General features: G+C 61.4%; 27 protein-coding genes. 12 read left to right on the forward strand and 15 right to left on the reverse strand.

All coding sequences use genetic code 11. The annotated features are described in order from the left end of the window. The first annotated feature begins 2 nt into the window (after positions 1-2). The 7 genes from fliM to sra all read left to right on the forward strand — a co-directional run bounded on the left by fliM (position 3) and on the right by sra (position 4144). Positions 3-1007, forward strand: a complete 1005-nt coding sequence (gene fliM, locus ACUTQY_RS02360; protein WP_004934798.1) for a flagellar motor switch protein FliM — start codon at positions 3-5, stop codon at positions 1005-1007. After that, complete coding sequence (gene fliN / locus ACUTQY_RS02365) at positions 1000-1416, forward strand: flagellar motor switch protein FliN (RefSeq protein WP_004934799.1); 417 nt, start codon at positions 1000-1002, stop codon at positions 1414-1416. The genes fliM and fliN overlap by 8 nt, the downstream gene beginning before the upstream one ends. Beyond that, on the forward strand, positions 1416-1820 hold the full coding sequence (fliO, locus tag ACUTQY_RS02370; RefSeq protein ID WP_033650868.1) for a flagellar biosynthetic protein FliO: 405 nt from the start codon (positions 1416-1418) through the stop codon (positions 1818-1820). Before fliN ends, fliO begins: the two co-directional genes overlap by 1 nt. After that, positions 1817-2578: a flagellar type III secretion system pore protein FliP gene (gene fliP / locus ACUTQY_RS02375; protein ID WP_033632755.1), complete on the forward strand. Its 762-nt coding sequence runs from the start codon at positions 1817-1819 to the stop codon at positions 2576-2578. Before fliO ends, fliP begins: the two co-directional genes overlap by 4 nt. 21 nt (positions 2579-2599) lie before the next feature. After that, the gene (gene fliQ / locus ACUTQY_RS02380) at positions 2600-2869 is read left to right on the forward strand and encodes a flagellar biosynthesis protein FliQ (RefSeq protein WP_004934803.1); all 270 of its coding nucleotides are present in this window, start codon (positions 2600-2602) and stop codon (positions 2867-2869) included. A gap of 2 nt (positions 2870-2871) precedes the next feature. Further along, positions 2872-3654, forward strand: coding sequence for a flagellar biosynthetic protein FliR (gene fliR, locus ACUTQY_RS02385; protein WP_033632754.1), 783 nt, complete (start codon positions 2872-2874; stop codon positions 3652-3654). Positions 3655-4009: 355 nt separating this feature from the next. Next, the gene (gene sra / locus ACUTQY_RS02390; protein ID WP_004934807.1) at positions 4010-4144 is read left to right on the forward strand and encodes a stationary-phase-induced ribosome-associated protein; all 135 of its coding nucleotides are present in this window, start codon (positions 4010-4012) and stop codon (positions 4142-4144) included. A gap of 272 nt (positions 4145-4416) precedes the next feature. On the opposite strand, the gene flgL is transcribed toward sra, so the two are convergent. The 11 genes from flgL to flgB all read right to left on the reverse strand — a co-directional run bounded on the left by flgL (position 4417) and on the right by flgB (position 14492). Continuing rightward, positions 4417-5376, reverse strand: a complete 960-nt coding sequence (flgL, locus tag ACUTQY_RS02395) for a flagellar hook-associated protein FlgL (RefSeq protein WP_033643518.1) — start codon at positions 5374-5376, stop codon at positions 4417-4419. A gap of 59 nt (positions 5377-5435) precedes the next feature. Next, the gene (gene flgK, locus ACUTQY_RS02400; protein ID WP_033643519.1) at positions 5436-7085 is read right to left on the reverse strand and encodes a flagellar hook-associated protein FlgK; all 1650 of its coding nucleotides are present in this window, start codon (positions 7083-7085) and stop codon (positions 5436-5438) included. 206 nt (positions 7086-7291) lie between these two features. Next, positions 7292-8236 (reverse strand): flagellar assembly peptidoglycan hydrolase FlgJ, encoded by a 945-nt coding sequence (flgJ, locus tag ACUTQY_RS02405; RefSeq protein ID WP_046687334.1) that lies wholly within the window; start codon positions 8234-8236, stop codon positions 7292-7294. After that, a complete protein-coding gene (locus ACUTQY_RS02410; protein ID WP_342188165.1) occupies positions 8236-9336 on the reverse strand; it encodes a flagellar basal body P-ring protein FlgI in 1101 nt (366 codons plus the stop codon). Before ACUTQY_RS02410 ends, flgJ begins: the two co-directional genes overlap by 1 nt. Before the next feature lie 10 nt (positions 9337-9346). Then, positions 9347-10048 carry a flagellar basal body L-ring protein FlgH gene (gene flgH / locus ACUTQY_RS02415; RefSeq protein ID WP_004934817.1) on the reverse strand — a complete coding sequence of 234 codons (702 nt, stop codon included), beginning with the start codon at positions 10046-10048 and terminating at the stop codon, positions 9347-9349. 83 nt (positions 10049-10131) lie between these two features. After that, complete coding sequence (flgG, locus tag ACUTQY_RS02420; protein ID WP_004934819.1) at positions 10132-10914, reverse strand: flagellar basal-body rod protein FlgG; 783 nt, start codon at positions 10912-10914, stop codon at positions 10132-10134. An 18-nt stretch (positions 10915-10932) separates the two neighbouring features. Beyond that, positions 10933-11688, reverse strand: a complete 756-nt coding sequence (locus tag ACUTQY_RS02425) for a flagellar basal body rod protein FlgF (RefSeq protein ID WP_033643521.1) — start codon at positions 11686-11688, stop codon at positions 10933-10935. Positions 11689-11700: 12 nt separating this feature from the next. After that, positions 11701-12924 carry a flagellar hook protein FlgE gene (gene flgE, locus ACUTQY_RS02430; RefSeq protein WP_033643522.1) on the reverse strand — a complete coding sequence of 408 codons (1224 nt, stop codon included), beginning with the start codon at positions 12922-12924 and terminating at the stop codon, positions 11701-11703. 54 nt (positions 12925-12978) lie between these two features. Next, complete coding sequence (gene flgD / locus ACUTQY_RS02435; protein WP_033643523.1) at positions 12979-13656, reverse strand: flagellar hook assembly protein FlgD; 678 nt, start codon at positions 13654-13656, stop codon at positions 12979-12981. 12 nt (positions 13657-13668) lie between these two features. Continuing rightward, complete coding sequence (gene flgC, locus ACUTQY_RS02440; protein ID WP_004934826.1) at positions 13669-14073, reverse strand: flagellar basal body rod protein FlgC; 405 nt, start codon at positions 14071-14073, stop codon at positions 13669-13671. Positions 14074-14078: 5 nt separating this feature from the next. Further along, complete coding sequence (flgB, locus tag ACUTQY_RS02445) at positions 14079-14492, reverse strand: flagellar basal body rod protein FlgB (protein WP_033643526.1); 414 nt, start codon at positions 14490-14492, stop codon at positions 14079-14081. A 160-nt stretch (positions 14493-14652) separates the two neighbouring features. Here flgB and flgA point away from each other — a divergent pair, with 160 nt between their 5' ends. From flgA to ACUTQY_RS02470, 5 genes are all read left to right on the forward strand, one after another. After that, positions 14653-15306: a flagellar basal body P-ring formation chaperone FlgA gene (gene flgA, locus ACUTQY_RS02450; protein WP_033650864.1), complete on the forward strand. Its 654-nt coding sequence runs from the start codon at positions 14653-14655 to the stop codon at positions 15304-15306. A 129-nt stretch (positions 15307-15435) separates the two neighbouring features. Beyond that, entirely contained in the window at positions 15436-15747 is a 312-nt protein-coding gene (gene flgM / locus ACUTQY_RS02455; protein ID WP_004934832.1) for a flagellar biosynthesis anti-sigma factor FlgM, read from the forward strand. Positions 15748-15787: 40 nt separating this feature from the next. Beyond that, positions 15788-16222: a flagella synthesis protein FlgN gene (locus ACUTQY_RS02460; protein ID WP_033650863.1), complete on the forward strand. Its 435-nt coding sequence runs from the start codon at positions 15788-15790 to the stop codon at positions 16220-16222. 319 nt (positions 16223-16541) lie between these two features. Then, positions 16542-16826: a type II toxin-antitoxin system RelE/ParE family toxin gene (locus ACUTQY_RS02465; RefSeq protein ID WP_232092530.1), complete on the forward strand. Its 285-nt coding sequence runs from the start codon at positions 16542-16544 to the stop codon at positions 16824-16826. Then, complete coding sequence (locus ACUTQY_RS02470; protein ID WP_015378258.1) at positions 16819-17121, forward strand: helix-turn-helix domain-containing protein; 303 nt, start codon at positions 16819-16821, stop codon at positions 17119-17121. Before ACUTQY_RS02465 ends, ACUTQY_RS02470 begins: the two co-directional genes overlap by 8 nt. Before the next feature lie 2 nt (positions 17122-17123). Here the strand turns inward: ACUTQY_RS02470 and ACUTQY_RS02475 are convergent, their stop codons facing one another. The 4 genes from ACUTQY_RS02475 to cheZ all read right to left on the reverse strand — a co-directional run bounded on the left by ACUTQY_RS02475 (position 17124) and on the right by cheZ (position 21560). Next, entirely contained in the window at positions 17124-17528 is a 405-nt protein-coding gene (locus ACUTQY_RS02475; RefSeq protein ID WP_033643530.1) for a flagellar protein FlhE, read from the reverse strand. Then, positions 17528-19606: a flagellar biosynthesis protein FlhA gene (flhA, locus tag ACUTQY_RS02480; RefSeq protein WP_033643531.1), complete on the reverse strand. Its 2079-nt coding sequence runs from the start codon at positions 19604-19606 to the stop codon at positions 17528-17530. Before flhA ends, ACUTQY_RS02475 begins: the two co-directional genes overlap by 1 nt. Further along, the gene (gene flhB / locus ACUTQY_RS02485) at positions 19599-20750 is read right to left on the reverse strand and encodes a flagellar biosynthesis protein FlhB (protein ID WP_033640021.1); all 1152 of its coding nucleotides are present in this window, start codon (positions 20748-20750) and stop codon (positions 19599-19601) included. The genes flhA and flhB overlap by 8 nt, the downstream gene beginning before the upstream one ends. Positions 20751-20915: 165 nt before the next feature. Continuing rightward, positions 20916-21560, reverse strand: a complete 645-nt coding sequence (gene cheZ, locus ACUTQY_RS02490; protein WP_004934858.1) for a protein phosphatase CheZ — start codon at positions 21558-21560, stop codon at positions 20916-20918. Between the last annotated feature and the right edge of the window lie 3 nt (positions 21561-21563).

Here is a 21563-nt window from a genome sequence, read left to right on the forward strand (position 1 = left end):
CTATGGGCGATAGCATTCTTTCACAGGCAGAGATCGACGCCTTGCTCAACGGCGACAGCGCGGGTGATGAACCCGAAGCGGTGGTCGGCAAAGAGAGCGAGGTCAAGCCTTACGATCCGAACACCCAGCGCCGCGTGGTGCGCGAGCGTCTGCACGCGCTGGAAATCATCAACGAACGTTTTGCCCGGCAGTTCCGCATGGGGTTGTTCAACCTGCTGCGCCGCAGCCCGGACATTACCGTCGGCCCGATCAAAATCCAGCCGTATCACGAGTTCGCCCGCAACCTGCCGGTGCCGACCAACCTGAACCTGGTGCACCTGAATCCGCTGCGCGGCACTGCCCTGTTCGTGTTCGCGCCGAGCCTGGTGTTCATCGCCGTCGATAACCTGTTCGGCGGCGACGGCCGCTTCCCGACCAAGGTCGAAGGCCGCGAGTTCACCCCGACCGAACAGCGGGTGATCAAGCGCATGCTGCGCCTGGCGCTGGACGCCTACGGCGACGCCTGGAGCGCCATCTACAAGATCGACGTGGAGTACGTGCGCGCCGAAATGCAGGTGAAGTTCACCAACATCACCACCTCGCCGAACGACATCGTGGTCACCACGCCGTTCCAGGTGGAGATCGGCGCGCTGACCGGCGAGTTCAACATCTGCATTCCATTCGCGATGATCGAACCGCTGCGCGAACTGTTGACCAACCCGCCGCTGGAAAATTCGCGGCAGGAAGACAGCCACTGGCGCGAAACGCTGGTGAAGCAGGTGCAGCACTCCGAACTGGAGCTGATCGCCAACTTCGTCGATATCCCGATGCGGCTGTCGAAAGTCCTGAAGCTGCAACCGGGCGATGTATTACCGATAGACAAGCCGGAACGCCTGATCGCCCATGTGGACGGCGTACCGGTTCTGACCAGCCAATACGGCACGTTAAACGGGCAATACGCCCTGCGTGTTGAACATTTGATTAACCCTATTTTGAATGCTCTGAGTGAGGAACAGCCCAATGAGTGATCCTAAGCAACCGTCTGGCGAAGGAAAGGAATCCGTAGACGATCTGTGGGCTGATGCGTTTAATGAGCAGCAGTCTTCAGAGAAATCCGGCGCGAGCACCGAAGGGGTGTTCAAGTCGCTGGAAGCTCAGGATGCGCTCGGCAGCCTGCAGGATATCGACCTGATCCTGGATATTCCGGTCAAGCTGACCGTGGAACTGGGGCGCACCAAGATGACCATCAAAGAGCTGCTGCGCCTGTCGCAAGGCTCGGTGGTGGCGCTGGACGGCCTGGCCGGCGAACCGCTGGATATCCTGATCAACGGTTACCTGATCGCGCAGGGTGAAGTGGTGGTGGTGGCCGACAAGTTCGGCGTGCGCATCACCGACATCATCACCCCATCCGAACGCATGCGTCGACTGAGCCGCTGATGACCGCCGCGGCGCCCGTTACCGTCCAAAGCACCCAACCGCCCGCCGCGCCGGCCCTGCCGGCCGGTTCGGTGTTGATGCAGGTCAGCAGCGCGCTCGGCGGCATTCTGCTGCTGATCCTGCTTGCCGGTTGGCTGTTCCGTCGGCTGGGTTTCGCCCCGCAGGCGCGCAACAACAAACTGCTTAACCTGCGCGCCAGTTGCCAGGTCGGGCAGCGCGAGCGCGTGGTGGTGGTGGAAGTCGATGACACCTTGTTGGTATTGGGCGTCACCGCCCAGCAGATCACCCCGCTGCACACCCTGCCCGCTCCGCCGAAAGACGCAGGCGAGGCCGACGCGGCGACACCGGCGGACTTCCGCCAACTGATGCAAAAAGTTCTGAAACGCCCGGAAAAATCGGCATGACCTCGACTCTTCATACCCTCGTCCGCCGCCCGGCGGTTTGGCTCCCTGCCGCCCTGCTGTTCATCAGCCCGGCGGCTTTCGCGCAACTGCCGGGGCTGATCAGCCAGCCGCTGGCCAACGGCGGCCAGAGCTGGTCGCTGCCGGTGCAGACGCTGGTGCTGTTGACCTCGCTGACCTTCCTGCCGGCCATGCTGCTGATGATGACCAGCTTCACCCGCATCATCATCGTGCTCGGCCTGCTGCGCAACGCGCTGGGCACGCCGTCGGCGCCGCCGAACCAGGTGATGCTGGGGCTGGCGCTGTTCCTGACCTTCTTCATCATGTCGCCGGTGTTCGACAAGGTTTATCAGGATGCCTATCTGCCGTTCAGCCAGGACAAAATCGGGCTGGAAGTCGCGCTGGATAAAGGCGCGCAGCCGCTGCGCGAATTCATGCTGCGGCAAACGCGCGAAACCGATCTCGCGCTGTACGCCAGGCTGGCCAATCAGCCGCCGCTGGCCGGCCCGGAAGCGGTGCCGATGCGCATCCTGCTGCCCGCCTACGTCACCAGCGAACTGAAAACCGCCTTCCAGATCGGCTTTACGGTGTTCATTCCGTTCCTGATTATCGACCTGGTGGTCGCCAGCGTGCTGATGGCGCTGGGGATGATGATGGTGCCGCCCGCCACCATCTCGCTGCCGTTCAAGCTGATGCTGTTCGTGCTGGTCGATGGCTGGCAGCTGCTGCTCGGCTCGCTGGCGCAGAGCTTCTATTCGTAACCCCTGACCGGAGAAAGCGAGATGACACCTGAATCGGTTATGGCGCTCGGCACCGAGGCGATGAAAGTCGCGCTGGCGCTGGCCGCCCCGCTGCTGCTGGCGGCGCTGATCAGCGGCCTGGTCGTCAGCCTGCTGCAGGCCGCCACCCAGATCAACGAAATGACGCTGTCGTTCATCCCTAAAATTCTGGCGGTGGTGGCCACCATCATCATCGCCGGTCCCTGGATGTTGAATCTGTTGCTGGACTACATGCGCACCCTGTTCAGCAACCTGCCTACCCTGATCGGCTGACCGTGCTCACCTTCGACAGCGCCCAGCTCACCGTCTGGCTCAGCCACTACTTTTGGCCGCTGCTGCGCATTCTGGCGCTGATAAGCACCGCGCCGATATTCAGCGAAAAGCAAATCAGCAAAAAGGTCAAAATCGGCCTTGGCGGGCTGATCGTCATCCTGATTGCGCCGACGCTGCCCGCCAGCAATATCCCCATCTTCTCCGCCGCCGGCCTGTGGCTGGCGATTCAACAGATTCTGATCGGCGTGGCGCTCGGATTGACCATGCAGTTCGCCTTCGCGGCGGTGCGCCTGGCGGGGGAAGTGATCGGCATGCAGATGGGACTGTCGTTCGCCACTTTCTTCGATCCCAGCGGCGGCCCGAACATGCCGGTGCTGGCGCGCCTGCTCAACCTGCTGGCGATGTTGCTGTTCCTCAGCTTTGACGGCCATCTGTGGCTGATTTCGCTGCTGGCGGACAGCTTCCATACCCTGCCGATCCAAACGCAGCCGCTGAACGGCAACGGCTTCCTGGTGTTGACTCAGGTCGGCTCGCTGATCTTCATCAACGGCATGATGCTGGCGTTGCCGCTGATCTGCCTGCTGTTGACGCTCAACATGGCGCTCGGCCTGCTCAACCGCATGACGCCGCAGCTGTCGGTCTTCGTGATCGGTTTCCCGGTCACCATGACCTTCGGCATCATGACGCTGGGCATGATGATGCCGATGTTGGCGCCGTTCTGTGAGCACCTGTTCGGTGAAATCTTCGATCGACTGGCGGCGGTGATCGGCGGCATGACCTTCTGAGCCCCTGCGGCCCCTTCCTTTCCCCCTCTTCCGCCTGAGACAAAATGGCAATAAAAACGCTTTCTTGGGACAAAAGCCTGAGAAACGTCTTTTATCCGGATTAAGGTTCAAATGTCTCCGGCGGCTTGAATAAATAAAACCCCAACCTAAAATAGACCCGGTAGAAAAAATATCGCCCGCACCCCGTCAGTCGCCCGCGGCGATAATATAAACTTATTGGTTAGAGAAAAATAAAATAACGCAGCCACGCAGAGTTAAATGCGCGGCAGATAACTTACACCCTGAATAAATGCGTCCGGCAGCCTGCCGGCTGCAGGGCGCAGCATCGACCTTTGCTAACTACAGGAGCGAGATCATGATTAAAGCGAAAAGCAACCGCAAAGCACGCCGATTATTCGGCATGGCCCACTGGAAAAGCAACAAATTTAAAGTTGCCATCAGCGAAACGGCCGCCGGTGAAAAATGGAAAGTGGTGAAGAAAAAGAAATAGCACCGATATTTATCGTCAGGGAAATAATATCCATCGTGATTTTTCCACCGCTGATTTCAATAATGTCATCGCGCATTAAACAGGGGTGACAATCGTATTATTTCTTCCCTGATGAAAAAAAGGCGCGTCACTCAGTCAGTAGTGGGAGAACGAGCGACGCGCCAAACGAGTGCGCCCGGTTTCAAGAAGCCTCCCTCCCCGCGGGGCGGAGAAGGCGTTTTCTAAGCGCACTAAAGGGAAACCCGTCGCGGTCAGGCAACGGGGTATTGCTCTTAACGATTCATCTGGAACAACGACATGCCCTGCATATCGCTGAAGGTTTTGTACGACGCCTGCAGCGCCGCCTGCTGCATGAAGTAGGACGAGATAGACTCGGCCAGGTCGGCATCCGTCAGCGCGCTCATCTGGATCTGATTGGTCATGTCGCGCTCTTTACCGATGCTGTCCAACTGATCCATCTCCTGCAGCTGGCTGCCCAGCTCGGCGCGCACGCTCAGCACGTTGTTGTAGGAGTTGTCCAGACCGCGGTTGGCTTTCGCCAGCGCATCGTTCACCTGCTGCTTGGTGGCCTCGTCGGCGCCCTGCAGCGGGGTTTTCAGCGCGTTCAGCGCAATATCGATGCTCTCGAATACGTTGCTGACCGGCGCGCTGCCGTCCGGCTCGGGCTTCGGATTGCTGGTCAACGACATGAACACCGCGTTGCCGGTATGGCCGATGGTCATGGTGCGGTTGGCGTCCACTTTCTGCTCAACCGTCTTGTCGCCGCCCTGGTAACTGACGGTGCCGCCGTTGTCGACGAACGGCGCCTTGTCGTTCACATACCCGCCGAACATATAGCGGCCGTTGCCGTCGGTGCTGTTGGCCTGGTTCAGCAGCTGATCTTTCAACCCCTGCAGCTGGGTGGCCAGCGACTGGCGATCGTTATCGCTTTCGGTGCCGCCGGCGTTGACGATCAACGCCTTCATGTCCGCGATGGTGGAGGTCGCGCCGGCCAATACCGTTTCTTCCATCGACACGTTCTGACGGGCGAAGGTGCGCGCCAGCGTGTATTGACTGTTTTCCGCCTGCGACTGCGACAGCATCACCGCGCGCGACGCCGCCAACGGATCGTCGGACGGGTTGATCACTCGCTTGCCGGAGGAAAGCTGCTCGGCGGCCTTCATGAACAGCGACTGGTTGCCCGTGATGCCGTTCATGTTTTGTTGGTACATCATGCCGGTACTCATGCGCATGCTGTGGGTTCCTTACTCTGAGCGACCGGCGCCGTTATCGGCGCCGATTAACAATGAAATCAACGAATGTTCAGCAGCGCGTCGAACAGCGAGCTGGCGGTCTGAATCACCTGCGCGTTGGCCATGTAGTACTGCTGGAAACGCAGCAGTTCACCGTACTCTTCGTCAAGGTTGACGCCGGACATCGACTGCTGTTGCGCGCCCAGCTGGGTGACGATTTTGGCCTGCGACGTGGCGATGGCCTTGGCGGCGGCGGTCTGGTTGCCGACGCCGCTGACGATGCCGGCGTAAGCGCCGCTCAGGGTCGCTTTGCCGTCCACCAGGTTTTTGGTTTGCAGATCCAGCAGTTTCTTGGCGTTCTCGTTATCGCCGCGGCCGCTGTCGTCTTTACCGGCGGCGGCGATCTTGGACGAATCGGTGATGGCCACTTTCAGGTTGCCCGCCACGTCGCTGACCGGTTTCACGGTGAAACTGTCTTTGGCCTGCGCATTGCCGTCGATGCTCACTTCCAACCCGTCGAAGTTCAGCGTCGGTTTACCGTCGGCGCTGGTGCCCGGCGTCGCGTTGACTTTCACGTTGTCCGGCAGGCGGCTGACCTGCCAGTTGCTGCCGTCGAACTCGACGCGATAATCGTTGGCCTTCACCTTGCCGGTATCGGTGTAAGAGACCGACAGCGACGCGTCGCCGGTGTTGCGGGTGTTATCCACCACCCGGCCGCCGCTGAAGCTGAAGAAGTCGCCGCCCGCGTCACCGTTCAGATCGAAGCCGGCGCGATGCTGTTGGTTAAAGCTGTCCGCCATCGCCAGCGCCAACTGGCCCAGCTGATTGCGCACGCCGTCCAGCGTTTCGCTGCGGAATTTCAGCACGCCGCTCAGCGTGCCGCTGGTGATCTGGCCTTCCGGCACTTCGCTGGCGCCGTTGCCGCGGTTATAGCCGATGGTCAGACGGGAAGGATCGCTGCTGGAAGGCACGGCTTCCACCTGATACGTATTGCTGCCCTGCACCAGGGTCAAACCGTTGGCGAAGGAAACGGTATAGGCGTCGCCGTCCTGTTGCGTGACCTGTACGCCCACCAGCTGGTTCAATTCGGTGACCAGCTGATCGCGCTGATCCAGCAACGCATTCGGTTCGCCGCCGGCGCTGCCGCGCAAACGGGTGATCTCGTCGTTCAGCTTGGCGATCTGTTGGCCGTAGCTGTTGATCTGCTGCGCCGTATCGCTGATCTGCTGATTGACGCCGTTGTCCATGTCGCGCAGGAATTTGTCGGTGTTGTTGAACTGGTTCACCAGGCCGTTGGCCTTGCCCAGCACCGTCTGGCGCGCGGCGTCGTCACCGGCGTTGCTCACCAGGTTCTGCAGGTTGGTAAAGAAATCCTGCATGTTGGTCGACAGCGGGTTGGTCTTGCTCGCCAACAGGTTGTCGATCTGCGAAATCTTCTCGTAATAGGCGTTTTGCGCCCCGAACGCGCTTTGCGCGCCGCGCAGCTGGTTGGTGATGAACTGGTTGTACTCGCGGTTAACGCTGGTGACGGTCACGCCGTTGCCGATAAAGCCGCTCATAGTGGCCATGCCGCCGTTCTGCGCCAGGATCGCGGTCTGACGGTTGTAGCCCGCCACGTTGTAGTTGGAGATGTTGTTGCTGACGGTACTGAGCGCCACCTGAGCCGCATTCAGCCCGCTCATCGCGGTATTGATTAAGCTATTGGACATCGGAATTCCTTATGCTGCGGCGCCGGTGGCCCACAGGGTTCTTAATTGAGCTGCTGAGCCTGTTCGCTCAGCCTGTTTCGGTTATCGGCAAAAATGAGAAGAACTTGAGGAAAAAAAGCGGCAATGCGGTCAGCATCCAGCGAGCCTCCATTGCCGCCTACCCCCTAAATAATTGGCGCCGCAGCGGCGTCAAGAATGACGGGGATTTAGAACAAATCTTTCAGATCGTGGGTGTAAGCTTTCACCGCCTGTTCCCCCGCGCTCTTCATCTGCTGAATCACGCTGACCAACTTGCTGGCGTACTGGGGATCGGTGGCGTACCCGGCGCGCTGGAGCGCATGCGCCGCCTGCTCCGGGCTGCGCGCGGCGGCCACGTCGGCGTAGCGCGGGTTGTTGGTCAGCAGTTTGACGTAATCGGCGATCGCTTCGACGTACGACCCGTAAACGCGGAACTTCGCCTTCACCTTCTTCGCCGCGCCCTGTTCGAACTCGGTGGTGGTGATCTCCGTCACCGGCCCGCTCCAGCTGCCGCCGGCCTTGATGCCGAACAGGTTGTAGCTCGGCGTGCCGTCTGAGGTTGGGATCTCGCGCTGCCCCCAGCCGGATTCCAGCGCCGCCTGCGCGACGATCAGCTGATGCGGAATGCCGCTCTGCTGGCTGGCGACCTTCGCCGGTATCGACAGACGAGCGACGAAGTTGCCGTTGTTGAGCGACAGCGGCGCGGCGGCCGGCGGGGCTTTCGGCATCGCCCGGCGCACCATCTGCTCCAGCGCCTGGTTCGGCAGCGTTTGCAGCACCTCGTTGTCCAGCGCCATCGGCGACATGTCCGCAGTTTCGCTCGGCACCGCGTTGGCGTTGCTCATCTGCTTGACCATCATGTCGGCCAGCCCCAGCCCTTTTTGCGACATCTGCTGGGCGATTTGCTGATCGTACATCGAGGTATAGAGCCGCGTTTGATCGCTGCTCAACACCCCGTCCTGCGGCAAGGCGGAACGCATGCTTTTCAGCATCATCTGCACGAACATGCCTTCCACCTGCTGGGCCACCTGCTTGAGGTTGCCCTGCGGGTCGGCCGCCGCGTCGCGCTTCAGGCCGTTCAGCGCCTGGGCGTCATAGGCCGCGCCCGACATCGCCATCAGATCGCCCGCCATCAGATGATTTCCAGCTTGGCGCGCAGGCAGCCGGCGCTCTGCATCGCCTGCAGGATCGACATCAGATCGATCGGCGTGGCGCCCAGCGCGTTCAGCGCGCGAATGACGTTGTTCAGGTTGGCGCTGGCGTTCACCTTCTGCAGCGACCCGCCCTGCTGTTGCACCGAAATCTGGGTGTTTGGCGTCACCACCGTTTGGCCGCCGCCGAACGGCGTCGTCGGTTGGCTGACGGTGTGCTGCCGATCGACCACCACCGACAGGTTGCCCTGGGCGACGGCGCAGGAATCGAGGATCACATCGCGGTTCATCACCACCGACCCGGTGCGCGAGTTGATGATCACTTTGGCGTCCATTGCGCCGACGTTGACGGTGATGTTTTGAATCTCCGCCAGGAAGCGCACCTGAGAGCTGTTGCCCTGCGGCACCAGCACCTGAATCGTACGGGCGTCGAGCGGCGTCGCGGTGCCGCCGCCGCGTTGGCGGTTGATGGCGTCGCTGATCTGCTGCGCCAGCGTGAAGTCTTCGTCGTTCAGCTGCAGGTTGAGTACGCCGCCGCTGCCGAAGGTGGTCGGCAGTTCGCGCTCGATGGTGGCGCCGTTGCTGATGCGCCCGCCCGCCAGCTGGTTGACCTGCACGCTGCTGCCGCCGGCCGCCGCGCCCGCGCCGCCGACCAGCACGTTGCCCTGCGCCAGCGCATAGACCTGGTTATCCACGCCTTTCAGCGGCGTCATCAGCAAGGTGCCGCCGCGCAGGCTCTTGGCGTTACCCATTGATGAGACCACCACGTCGATGTTCTGCCCGGCGCGCGAGAACGGCGGCAGTTTGGCGGTCACCATCACCGCCGCCACGTTTTTCAGCTGCATGTTGGTGCCCGGCGGCACGGTGATGCCCAGCTGCGACAGCATGTTGCTCAGGCTTTGGGTGGTGAACGGCGTCTGCATGGTCTGGTCGCCGGAGCCGTCCAGCCCCACCACCAGGCCGTAGCCGATCAGGGCGTTGTCTCGCACGCCCTGCACCGTCACCAGATCGCGGATGCGCTCCGCCGCCGCCGGCAAGCACACCAGCCCGACGCACAGCGCGATAAACCATTTTTTCAGCATCAGTCAATCCTTAGAACGGTGAAACATTTAAGAAGAAGCGCTGCAGCCAGCCCATGGTCTGCGCTTCGTTGATATAGCCATTGCCGACGTATTCGATCCGCGCGTCCGCCACCTGCGTCGAGGTGACCGAGTTGTTGCCGCTGATAGTGCGCGGGTTGACGACGCCGGAGAAACGAATGAATTCGGTGCCCTGGTTGATGGCGATCTGCTTTTCCCCCACCACGTGCAGGTTGCCGTTGGCCAGCACCTGGTTGACCGTCACCGTAATGGTGCCGTTGAAGGTGTTGTTGGCGTTGGCGCCGCCCTTGCCGCCGAAGGTGCTGTCGCCGGAAATGTCCATATCGGCGCGCGCATTGCCCAACAGGCCGTCAAGGTAACGCGGCGAGGTGGCGACGCCGAACTTGCTGGCGCCGTTGCGGCTGGCATTGGCGGAGGAGCTCTTGCTGGCGCTGACGTTTTCCTGCAGCACGATGGTCAGGGTGTCGCCGACGTTGCGCGGACGGCGGTCTTCGAACAGCGGCTGATAGCCGTAGTTCATCGGCTGCACCGTCTGGAAGATCGAGCCGTTCGGCATCGGCGCGCTGGCCGGCGCGGGCTGCGCCGTGGTCGCACCGTCCACCAGCGGTTTATGCGGAATATAAGCGCAGCCGCTCAGCGTCAGCATCACCATTCCCGCCAGCCAGCGTTGTCCCTGCCGCGGCAGGATTGCCATCGAATATGTGGTTACCACGGGTATCGCCTTTGTTTCACGAAAGAGAATGACGGGCGCGGCAAGCCGGGCCCGTCAATGACAGATTACAGTTGCGTCAGCTTTTGCAGCATCTGATCGGAAGTCGATACCGCTTTGCTGTTGATCTCGTAAGCGCGCTGAGTCTGGATCATGTTGACCAGCTCTTCCGCCACGTTAACGTTGGAGGTCTCCACGTAGCCCTGATACAGCAGACCGGCGCCGTTGAGCCCCGGCGTGCTCTCGTTCGGCGCGCCCGAGCTTTCGGTTTCCTGATACAGGTTCTCGCCCACGCTCTCCAGACCGCTGTCGTTGACAAAGGTCGTCAGCGTCAATTGGCCCACCTGCTGGGCGGCGGTTTGCCCCTGCTGGGTGACGCTGACGATGCCATCGCGGCCGACGGTGATGGACAGCGCGTTCGCCGGAATGGTGATCGCCGGCTGCACCTGGAAACCGCTGGAAGTGACCAACTGGCCGTTCTGATCGATCTGGAACGAGCCGTCGCGCGTGTAGGCCTGGGTGCCGTCCGGCAACATCACCTGGAAGAACCCCTGCCCCTTGATGGCGACGTCTTTGCTGTTGTTGGTCTGCGACAGGTTGCCCTGGCTGTGCAGCCGCTCGGTCGCCACCGGACGCACGCCGGTGCCGATCTGCAGACCGGAAGGCAGCGTGGTCTGCTCGGAGGACTGCGCCCCCGGCTGACGCATGGTCTGGTACAGCAGATCTTCAAATACCGCACGCTGGCGTTTGAAGCCGTTGGTGCTGACGTTCGCCAGGTTGTTGGCGATCACGTCCATGTTGGTCTGCTGCGCGTCCAGACCGGTTTTGGCAATCCATAAGGATGGAATCATCGGTTATTTCCTTGCTGCTTAGCTCACTGAGAGCAGTGAGTTGGCACGCTGTTCGTTTTCATCCACGCTGTGGATGACCTTCATTTGCATTTCAAAACGGCGGGCGTTGGCGATCATGTCGACCATGGTCTCCATCGGCTTGACGTTGCTGCCTTCCAGCACCCCGGGCATCACCCGCACCTGCGGATCGTTTTGCAACTGATTGCCGCGCAGCTGTTGGGTTTCCGGCGTCAGGCGGAACAGCCCGTCGTCACCGCGCATCACTTCGCGCGCGTCGGCTTTCACCAGCTTCAGGCGGCCGATCTGCGCGATGGTGTTCGGCGGATCGCCGGCGTTCAGCGCCGAAATGGTGCCGTCGGCGGCGATGGTGATCTCCGCCGACGGCGGCACCTCGATCGGCCCCCCGTCGCCCATCACCGGCAGCCCCTGCACCGTCAACTGCCCGGTGGAGGAGATCTGGATGTTGCCGTTGCGGGTATAGGCTTCACCGCCGCCCGGCAGGCTCACCGCCAGGAAACCGTCCTGCTGCAGCGCCACATCCAGCGGGCGCGCCGTATAGTTCAGCGCCCCCTGGCTCATGTCGGCGCCCGGCGTCGACGCGGCCACCAATGTGCGCGTCGCCAGGCTCGGCCCGTCAACCGGCACCGCGCGCAGCGCGGCGAGCTGAGCGCGAAAGCCCGGCGTCGACGCGTTGGCCAGGTTGTTGGCGGTAATGGACTGCTGCTCCAGCGTTTGGCGAGCCGCGCCCATCGCGGTATAAATCGCGTGATCCATAACTCGACCCTATTAGCGCAGGCTAACCAACGTCTGCAGAATGGAGTCCTGCGTCTTGATGGTCTGGGCGTTGGACTGATAGTTACGCTGTGCGACGATCATGTTCACCAGCTCCTGGCTCAGATCGACGTTGGAAGACTCCAGCGCGCCGCTGGTCAGCTTGCCTAAGCCGCCGCCGCCCGCAAGACCGACGCGCGGCTGGCCGGACGCGCCGGTTTCCTGCCAAACGTTATCGCCCTGCGACGCCAGCCCTTCCGGGTTGGAGAAGTTAGCCATGACGATCTGGCCCAACAGCTGGGTTTGCTGGTTGGAGTAGACGCCCACGATGGTGCCGTCGTTGTTGATCTGATAGCCCGTGTATTCACCGGCGGCATAACCGTCCTGCGATACCTTGCTCACCGAGTCGCTGCTCACGTTCTGCTGCATGCTGCCGGCGAAGCTCAGGGTGAAGTTTTGCGCCGGCGCGCCGTCTTTGGCGGTCATCGGGATCACCATGCTGAACTCGCCCGGCGCGCCGTTGGTGCTGGTGGTTTTCACCAGGGTACCGCTGGTGCTGAACTCCATGGTGCCGGCGTTCACTGGCGCTGCGCTGCCGTCCTGGGTGTAGACCTGCCATTTATTGTCTTCGGTCTTCACGAAGTAAGCGTTGATGTTGTGCGCGTTACCCAGCGAGTCGTAGGCGGTGATGGTATTGGTATAGTTGTAGCTGTCCTGTTTGGTCGGATCGAAGGTCTTGTTTTCCGGCACCTTATGGGTCGACATCAGGTTGGCGACCATCTGGCCGGAAGTGGACGCTTTCGCGTTCATCATGCCTTCAGGAATGCTCAGCGGCACCGGGTTGGCGCCCTGCTGAATGGTCGGCGGGGAGCCGGCCGCCGGATAGCCGGTCAGCTGCAGACCCTGCATGTTGGTCAGATTGCGGTTCTCGTCCAGCTTGAACTGGCCGTTGCGGGTATAGAAGATGCCGCCGTCTTTATCCTGCATGCGGAAAAAGCCGTTGCCGTTGATGGCCACATCCAATGAACGGCTGGTGCCGGTGGTGGTGCCGCCCTTGAAGTTCTGGGTGATGCCGGACACTTTGACGCCCAGACCGACCTGCGAACCGGCGAACATGTCGGCAAAGGAGACGCTGCCGGATTTGAAGCCCGCCGTCGCGGAGTTGGCGATGTTGTTACCGATCACGTCCAGGTTGGTTGCTGCCGCGTTCAAGCCGCTGACTGCCTGAGAAAAGGCCATGTTATTCTCCGAATAGTGGTCAGGCTATCGTCCGATTGAGCCTGATGCTTAGGGTTATAAGATCTGTCGCACGTCTTCCAGGGTGGCGTTGCCCGCCAGACCGAGATCCAGCTTGGCGCCGTTGCCGTCGCGGATCACGCCGTTCACCAGGCCGAAGTGCAGGCTGCGCGCCACCAACTGCTCGCCGTTGCCTTTGGCGTTAATCGCCACTTTGTAGGCGCCGTCGGGCGCGGTGGAGCCGTCATCCAGCGAACCGTCCCAGGTGAAGGCATGCACGCCGGCGGTCAGACCGCCGATTTCGATGGTGCGCACCACCTGCCCGCTGGCGTTGGTGATGGTGGCGGTTACCTGATCGGCGGCGCGCTCCAGTTCCACGCCGAACGGCGTGGTGCTGACTTTGCCGTCCTTGCTGCCGACCAGAATGTTGCTGCCCGGCACCATCACGCCGTGGCCGATCAGCGCGGTGGCCTGCAGCGACTGATTGCTGTTGATCTGACCGGAGATCGACCCCAGCGTGGTGTTGAGTTTTTCGATGCCCTGAACGGTGTTGATCTGCGCCAGCTGCGAGGTCAGTTCGTTGTTCTGCATCGGATTGGTCGGGTCCTGGTTTTTCAACTGCGCCACCAGCAGCGTCAGGAAGCTGTTGTGCAGATCCTGGCTGTTGGTATTTTTGCTGTTGTTACCGATGACGGTATTGTCCAACGACTCGTTCGTGGTTGGGGCGATAGCCATGGGAACCTCCGGTTACTGACCCAGCGTCAGGGTTTTCATCATCATCGACTTGGTGGTGTTGAGCACCTCGACGTTGGCCTGATAGCTGCGGGAAGCGGAGATGGTGTTGACCATTTCCCCCACTACGTCGACGTTCGGCATGCGCACATACCCCTTGGCGTCCGCCAGCGGGTTGCCCGGCTGATACACCAGACGCTCGGGCGCCGGATCGTCCACCACCTGGGCAACGCGCACGCCGCCGGTCGGCTGTCCCGGCGCCGCTGCGACCTGGAACACCACCTGCTTGGCGCGGTAAGGTTCGCCGTCCGGGCCGGTCACGCTGTCGGCGTTGGCCATGTTGCTGGCGCTGACGTTCATGCGCTGGGATTGCGCCGATAACGCCGAGCCGGAGATATCAAAAATATTCAGTAAAGACATGCGCCTTATCCTTGTTGCAGTACGGACATCATCCCTTTGATCTGACCGTTGAGCAGCGTCAGGTCGGTCTGATATTTCAGGCTGTTATCGGCAAAGTTGGTGCGTTCGCGATCCATGTCCACCGTGTTGCCGTCCATCGACGGCTGATCCGGCACCCGGAACAGCAGATCGAGCTGCGGCGGCTGCAGGGTCTGCGCCGGGATATGGCGCGCCGCCGTCAGGTTGAGCGCCATGCCGTTGCCGCTGACGCGCCCCTGCTCCATCACTTTGTTCAATTGGCTGGCGAAATCGATATCCCGCGCCTGATAACCCGGTGTGTCTGCGTTGGCGATGTTGGCGGCCAGAATTTCCTGCCGCTGGGCGCGCAAGTTCAGCGCCTCTTGGCCAAAGCGCAGAGCCGCGTCCAGTTTGTCGAGCATGCTCCCTCCGCGAGGTTAGAATTTGGAGTCGACAGCATAAACGCCCCCCGCGCTACCCTATCGCGGGAATAAACGCAAAATGGGGCGCTATTTATCTGCTTAGCCTGCGCGCGCTGCGGGTACACTTACGCGTATCCCGATGAAGCTTGAGAAGATGACGATGAAAGGTAAAATGCTGCTGCTTATCGGCCTGCTGTGCAGTCTGAACGCGCGCGCCGACGATCTGGCGACGCAAATCGAAAGCTTCATCCAAGGCAAGTTCAGCGGCGAACCGGTACAGGTAAAAGTGCGGGTGCGCACGCCGCCGAACCAATGGCCCGCTTGCGAACTGCCGCAGCTGTCGCTGCCGCCCAACGCGCGGATCGGCGGCAACGTCAGCATTTCGGCGCGCTGTGGCCAGGAGCGGCGTTTTATCCAGACGCAGGTGCAGGTGTTCGGCCGCTATCTCGTTTCGGCGCGCGGCATCACCGCCGGCAGCCGGTTGACGGCGGCGGACCTGACGTTGAAAGAAGGTCGGCTCGATACCCTGCCGCCGCGCGCGCTGACCGAAGCGGGCAAAGCGTTAGGCGCCGTCAGCCTGCGCAACATCAGCCCCGGCCAGCCGCTGACCCTCGCCATGCTGCGCCGGGCCTGGATTATCAAGGCCGGGCAACCGGTGCAGGTCAATGCACAGGGCGAAGGATTCAGCATTAGCGGCGCGGGCAAGGCGATGAACAACGCCGCCGCCGAAGACAGCGTGCGCGTGCGCATGGCGTCCGGGCAAATCGTCAGCGGCGTGGTCGGGGACGACGGCGCGATTCGCATTACGTTATAAAAAAGTAAAGGTTCCGCAAACCTTGCCGATAAGACAAATCAAGCAGCATTTTATTGGCCATCAGGGCCGCAACACTTTCATTGCAGCGTCGTCGCCCGAGAGCGGTCACGGCGTAAACGGAGATGGACCATGAGTATCGATCGCACCCAGCGGTTACAGCCGGTTTCCACTGTGCAACCGCGTGAAACCCCGGCCGACAACCCGCTCCAGCCGCGTAAGGCCGCCGTGGCCGAAACCGCCGTCAGCGGTACGCAGGTCAAACTGAGCGAGGCGCAGGCGCGCCTGATGCAGCCGGGCACCCAGGATATCGATATGGGCCGGGTCGAGGCCATCAAGCAGGCGATCCGCAACGGTGAACTGAAGATGGACGCCGGCAAAATCGCCGACGCACTGCTGCAAGACGCGCAGAGCGATGTTCAATGGATCGCCGGACGCGACTGACAACGCGGCGGCGGGTAGCGGTAAAGGATAAGTCATCACTATGGAAAAGCTGGCACAACTGCTGGACAAACTGTTGGAAACGCTGCAGGCGCTCAATGGCGTGCTGGAAGAAGAGCACGATCTGTTATGCTCCGGCCAGCTGCCGGGCGTGGCCTTGCAGCGCGTAACCGATGCCAAAAGCCAACTGCTGGCGACGGTCGCCTACCTCGAGCAACAGCGCCTGGGGCAGGAAAAAACCTGCGGGCAACGCGCGCCCTATGCCAGCCACGCCCCCCTGGCCGACCGTTGGCAGCGCGTTCAATTGCTCAGCCAAACGCTGCGCGAAAAGAACCAGCACAACGGCCTGCTGCTCAATCAGCAGATCGACCATAACGCTCAGGCGCTGGCCATCCTCAGCAAAAACAACAAATCGCTGTATGGCCCGGACGGCCAGTCGCACGCCGGCAGCCTGCTCGGCAGAAAAATCGGCGTCTGACCTGACTCATTTGCCCGGTGAGCCTATCACCGGGCATGCGTTAACCGGCTTCTGCGCATCCCGTCGCATTTTCTCCCTATCACTCTTTGAATTCACTTAAGGCTTTGCGCCAGGCTGCGCATGGCGTGAATTTGGCTGTTTCTTTCCCTTTGGCCGCTTGTCACCCTGTGGTTATTTTTAAACCACTTGAAATATACCCTTGACGGGTATAGATTCGCAGGGAGAGCGAATGGCCGACATTTATCTCACCAAAACCTTTTAGGGTTTTGCCGCACGCGAGCGCATCAGTGATGCCACGATAGTGAAAGCGGCGCGAGAGATGCAACATCAGCTGTACGACGCCAATCTTGGCGGTTGCGTATACAAAAAGCGCATCGCTCGGGCTGGTGCAGGCAAACGTGGCGGCTATCGGGTACTGATCGTTTTTCGCGATGAAGACCGCCTGTTTTTTATGCGCGGCTTTGCCAAAAGCGAGAGAGAAAACATCAGTACGGATGAGTTACAGGGATTGAAACATCTGGCTGCGCTGTATCTGGATTATTCGCCATTCAGACTCTACCAGCTGGTCAACAACAGGGAGTTACGGAGGCTAAGCGATGAGTAAAATTCTTGCCGAGATCCACCAGGAAGTTCAGGGCCTGCACCGCGCCGGTTTCGTCGACGACGTGACCATGCGCACTTTCGACATGCTGTGCCTGCGGCCGGTGAAGCAGTTCGGGCCGGCCGAGATCCGCGCGTTGCGCGAACGGGAAAACGTCAGTCAGCCGGTGTTTGCGCTGTATCTCAACGTCAGCAAAAAGGCGGTGCAGAAATGGGAGCGCGGCGAAGCACAGCCGAACTCCGCCGCGATGAAACTGCTGACGCTGGTGGAACGCAACGGCCTGCAAATTCTGGCCTGATCTTACTGATAATTGACGATCACCTGATTGCCAATCACCCGCAGCGGCGGATTCAGCCCGCCTTGCGACTGCACGTAATAGACAAAACGCAATTCCGCATTGGCCGGCTCGCCCTGCAGACCGATGCTGCTGCCGCTGCCGCCGCCGAGCGGAATGCAGCGGTTTACCGTGCAAAGCTGGGCCTGCAGCCCCACGGGCTCCGGCCCCAGCAAACGGTAGCGCCAGCTGACGCTGGTGATGCGCGCATTGGCATCCGGCAGCGCGTTCGGCGGCCGCAAACCGGCGGATTCATCGCGCATCCCGCCCTGTTCCAGCGTGACCCCCGCCCCTTCAGCCACCCAGGAGCCGGACACCGCGCCGGCGGCTAGCGGCGCCAGCAAACACAACAAGGACAGACAGCGTTTCATCAGGCGGCTCCAATGGTCGAGGTCATGCGAATCTGGCGATCGTCGTTGATCTCCAGGTTGGACAGCACCACGAGCTGCGGCAGGCTGCGACGCAGGAAGCGCGCCAGTAAAGGACGCAGCGCATGGTTAACCAACAGCACCGGCGGCGCGCTGAGCATCTCTTGCCGTTGCAGCGCCTGACGCGCCTGCTCCAGCAGACGGTCAGCCAGCCCCGGCTCCAGACCGCCGCCGCCCTGCAACGCCTGCAACAACAGGCGCTCCAGCTGGGTATCCAAGCCGATAACCTGAATCTCGCCGTTGCCCGGGAACCACTGCTGCGTGATCGCCCGGCCCAGCGCCACCCGCACCACGGTGGTCAATTCGTAAGGATCGCTCTGCGCCGGGGCATGTTCCGCCAGCGTTTCGACGATGGTGCGCATATCGCGGATGGACACGCGCTCGGCGAGCAGATTTTGCAGCACCTTGTGCAGCGTCGTCAGTGACACCACGCCCGGCACGAAGTCTTCGGTCAGCTTCGGCATCTCCTGCGACACGCGATCCAACAGCTGTTGGGTCTCCTGGCGGCCGAACAGCTCGCTGGCGAACTGCCCTATCAGGTGATTGAGGTGCGTCGCCACCACGGTGCTGGCTTCCACCACGGTAAAGCCCTGGATTTGCGCCTGTTCGCGCAAGGCGCTGTCTATCCACACCGCTTCCAGCCCGAAGGCGGGATCGACGGTTTTGTCTCCCGCCAGCTCGCCCACGGCATTGCCGGGGTTGATCGCCAGCCAGCGGCCCGGCTGCGCTTCACCGCTGCCGATCTCGACGCCTTTCATCAGGATGCGATAGCTGGCTGGCGGCAGTTCCAGGTTGTCGCGAATGTGCACCACCGGCGGCAGATAACCCATGTCCTGGGCGAATTTCTTGCGGATCCCGCGGATACGCCCAAGCAGCTCGCCGTTCTGTTGAAAATCGACCATCGGAATCAACCGGTAGCCCACTTCCATCCCCAGCGGATCTTCCAACTGCACGTCGGCCCAGCTGGCCTCGGCGGCCTGCGGATTCTCCGGCATCACCGGATCTTCCACCGTTTTCGGCGCCTGTTGTTCACGGCCGCGCAGCCACCAGGCGAGGCCCAGCAGAGCCGCGGTAAACAGCAGGAACACCAGGTTCGGCATGCCCGGCACCAGGCCCAGCAGGCCCAGCACCCCGGCACTCAGCAGCATCACGCGCGGATTGTTGAACAGCTGGCCCACCATCTGCTCGCCGACATCCTGATCGGTCGCGACGCGAGTGACGATGACACCGGCGGCGGTGGAGATCACCAATGCCGGGATCTGCGCCACCAGGCCGTCACCGATGGTCAGCAGCGTATAGCTTTCCGCCGCCGCCCCCAGTTCCATGCCGTGTTGCACCACGCCAACCAACAGGCCACCGACCACGTTCAGCACCATGATCATCAGGCCGGCGATGGCGTCGCCGCGCACGAATTTACTGGCGCCGTCCATCGAGCCGTAAAAATCGGCCTCCTGGGTCACTTCGGCGCGGCGTTTCTTCGCTTCGTCTTCGCCAATCAATCCGGCGTTCAGGTCGGCGTCGATCGCCATCTGTTTACCCGGCATGCCGTCCAGCACGAAGCGCGCGCCCACTTCGGCGATACGCCCTGCACCTTTGGTAATTACCATAAAGTTGATCAGCACCAGGATGATGAACACCACGATGCCGATGGCGAAGTTGCCCCCCACCAGGAAGTGGCCAAAGGCTTCCACCACGCGCCCGGCGGCGGCGGAACCAGTGTGGCCCTCCAGCAAGATGATGCGCGTCGACGCGACGTTGAGCGACAAACGCAGCAATGTGGAGAACAGCAGGATGGTCGGGAAAGCGGCGAACTCGAGCGTACGCTGGGTGAACATCGCCACCAGCAGCACCATGATCGACAGCGCGATGTTGAAGGTAAACAGCAGGTCGAGGATAAACGCCGGCAGCGGCAACACCATCATCGACAAAATCAGCAGGATCAGCACCGGGCCGGCCAGCACCTGCCACTGCGTATCTTTAAAATTGCCCGGCAAACGAAGCAGGGAGGCCAAATTAGCCATCAGAGTCACTCTCTCTCGCAAAATCCAGTGCTTCCGGCACCGGTAAACGTTCAGGTTTTTTCGGGATCAGGCCGCCCTCGCGCCGCCAGCGGCGCAGTTGGTACACCCAGGCCAGCACTTCGGCGACCGCGGCATACAGGGTGGCCGGAATGTGTTGTCCAATCTCGCTGTGCCGATACAGCGCGCGCGCCAGCGGCGGCGCCTCCAGCATCGGAATGCGGTGCTCCGCGCCGAGCTCGCGAATGCGCAAGGCGATTTCGCCGGCCCCTTTGGCCAGCACTTTCGGCGCACTCATTTTCTTGTCGTTGTACTGCAACGCGACGGCGTAGTGCGTCGGGTTGGTGACGATCACGTCCGCCTTAGGCACGTCGGCCATCATGCGGCGCCGGGCGATCGCCCGCTGCTGCTGGCGAATGCGCCCCTTAACGTGCGGGTCCCCTTCCTGATCCTTGAATTCGTCGCGAATATCCTGCTTGGTCATCTTCAGCTTTTTGAAGTGGCTCCACAGCTGATAGAACACGTCGAACGCCACCATCGGCGTCAGCCCCAGCACCACCAGAAAACCGCAGAACAGGATCATCTGCAGCGCATTGCCCAGCGCATCGAGCGGCTGCTGGGTCATCAGATGCAGCATCGCCGCCCAGTTGTGCCACAGATAAAGACCGGTGACCCAACCGACCAACGTCGCTTTGAGGATCCCTTTCAGCAGCTCGGCCAACACCTGGCTGGAAAAGATGCGTTTCAACCCGGACAGGGGGTTTAGCCGCTTCATATCGAACTTGATCGACTTGCCGCTGAACAAGATGCCCCCCAACAGCATCGGCGCGGCGAGCGCTACCAGCACCAGACCCGCCATGATCGGCAGCAGCGCCAGCACCGCCTGACGCAGCAACATGCCCAGTTGGCGAAGCATCTGCTTGTCGTTACTGACCATGCCGTGGTCAAAGTTCAGCCCTTGCGTGAGCATCGCCGCCAGCTGTTGCGCCATGTTGCTGCCGGACATCAGGATAATCGCCAGGCCCGAGAGCAGCATCAGTACCGAGGTCAGCTCGCGGGAGCGCGGGATCTGGCCGTCTTCACGCGCCTTTTCCAGCCTGTGGGGCGTGGGGGCCTCGCTTTTTTCCAGATCGCTGTCTTCAGCCACGAAACGCCGTTCCTGTGTCGGGAGGGTAAAGAATGGCGGTCAGCATGCCAAAAAATTGGCGATGTCATTGGCGGAACAACGGGGAAAAAGGCGGGTTATTTAGGGGATGAGACGAAAACTGCGTGGCTTGTTGTCGGGGCGCGCCGTCGCGCGCCCCGAAAGGCCTCAGAAACCGAGGCTGTCGAGCAGATCGTCGACCTGCGCCTGGTTGGCGATCACGCCGACTCCGTTCTGGTCGAGCTGCGGGCCGTTCAGCAGGCTGTCGTTCGGCCGTTTTTCCTTCACCGGCTGCTCCGGCATGTTTTCCATCAGCACCATCAGCAGCTGCTTTTCGATCTCCTGCACCACGTCCATCATGCGCTTGATCACCTGACCGGTCAGATCCTGGAAGTCCTGCGCCATCATGATTTCCAGCAGCTGAGCGTTGGTGAAGGCCGTATGGCCCGGCACCTGATCCAGATACTGACGCGTGTCGTTGACCAGAGAACGCGCGTCGTCCAGTTCGATGGGATTGGCGAACCACTCGTCCCAGCGCCCTTTCAACGCGTTGGCGCCGGACTCCAGCTCCGCCTGGCGCGGTTGCGCCGCCTCCACGCAGTTCAACGCCCGTTCCGCCGCCTGCGCCGTCATGGTTACGACATAGTCAAGACGGTCGCGCGCATCCGGGATCGCCTCTGCCGCCTGGGCAATCGCCTGATCGAGCCCCAGTTCGCGCATGCTGTCGCGCAGCATTCGGGTCAGTTGGCCGATGCGGGAGATGATCTCTCCCGCGGTCGCTGCATCGCTGGCAGGCATTGGAATGTCTCTCATCGC

The organism is Serratia sp. TSA_130.1, from assembly GCF_052691795.1.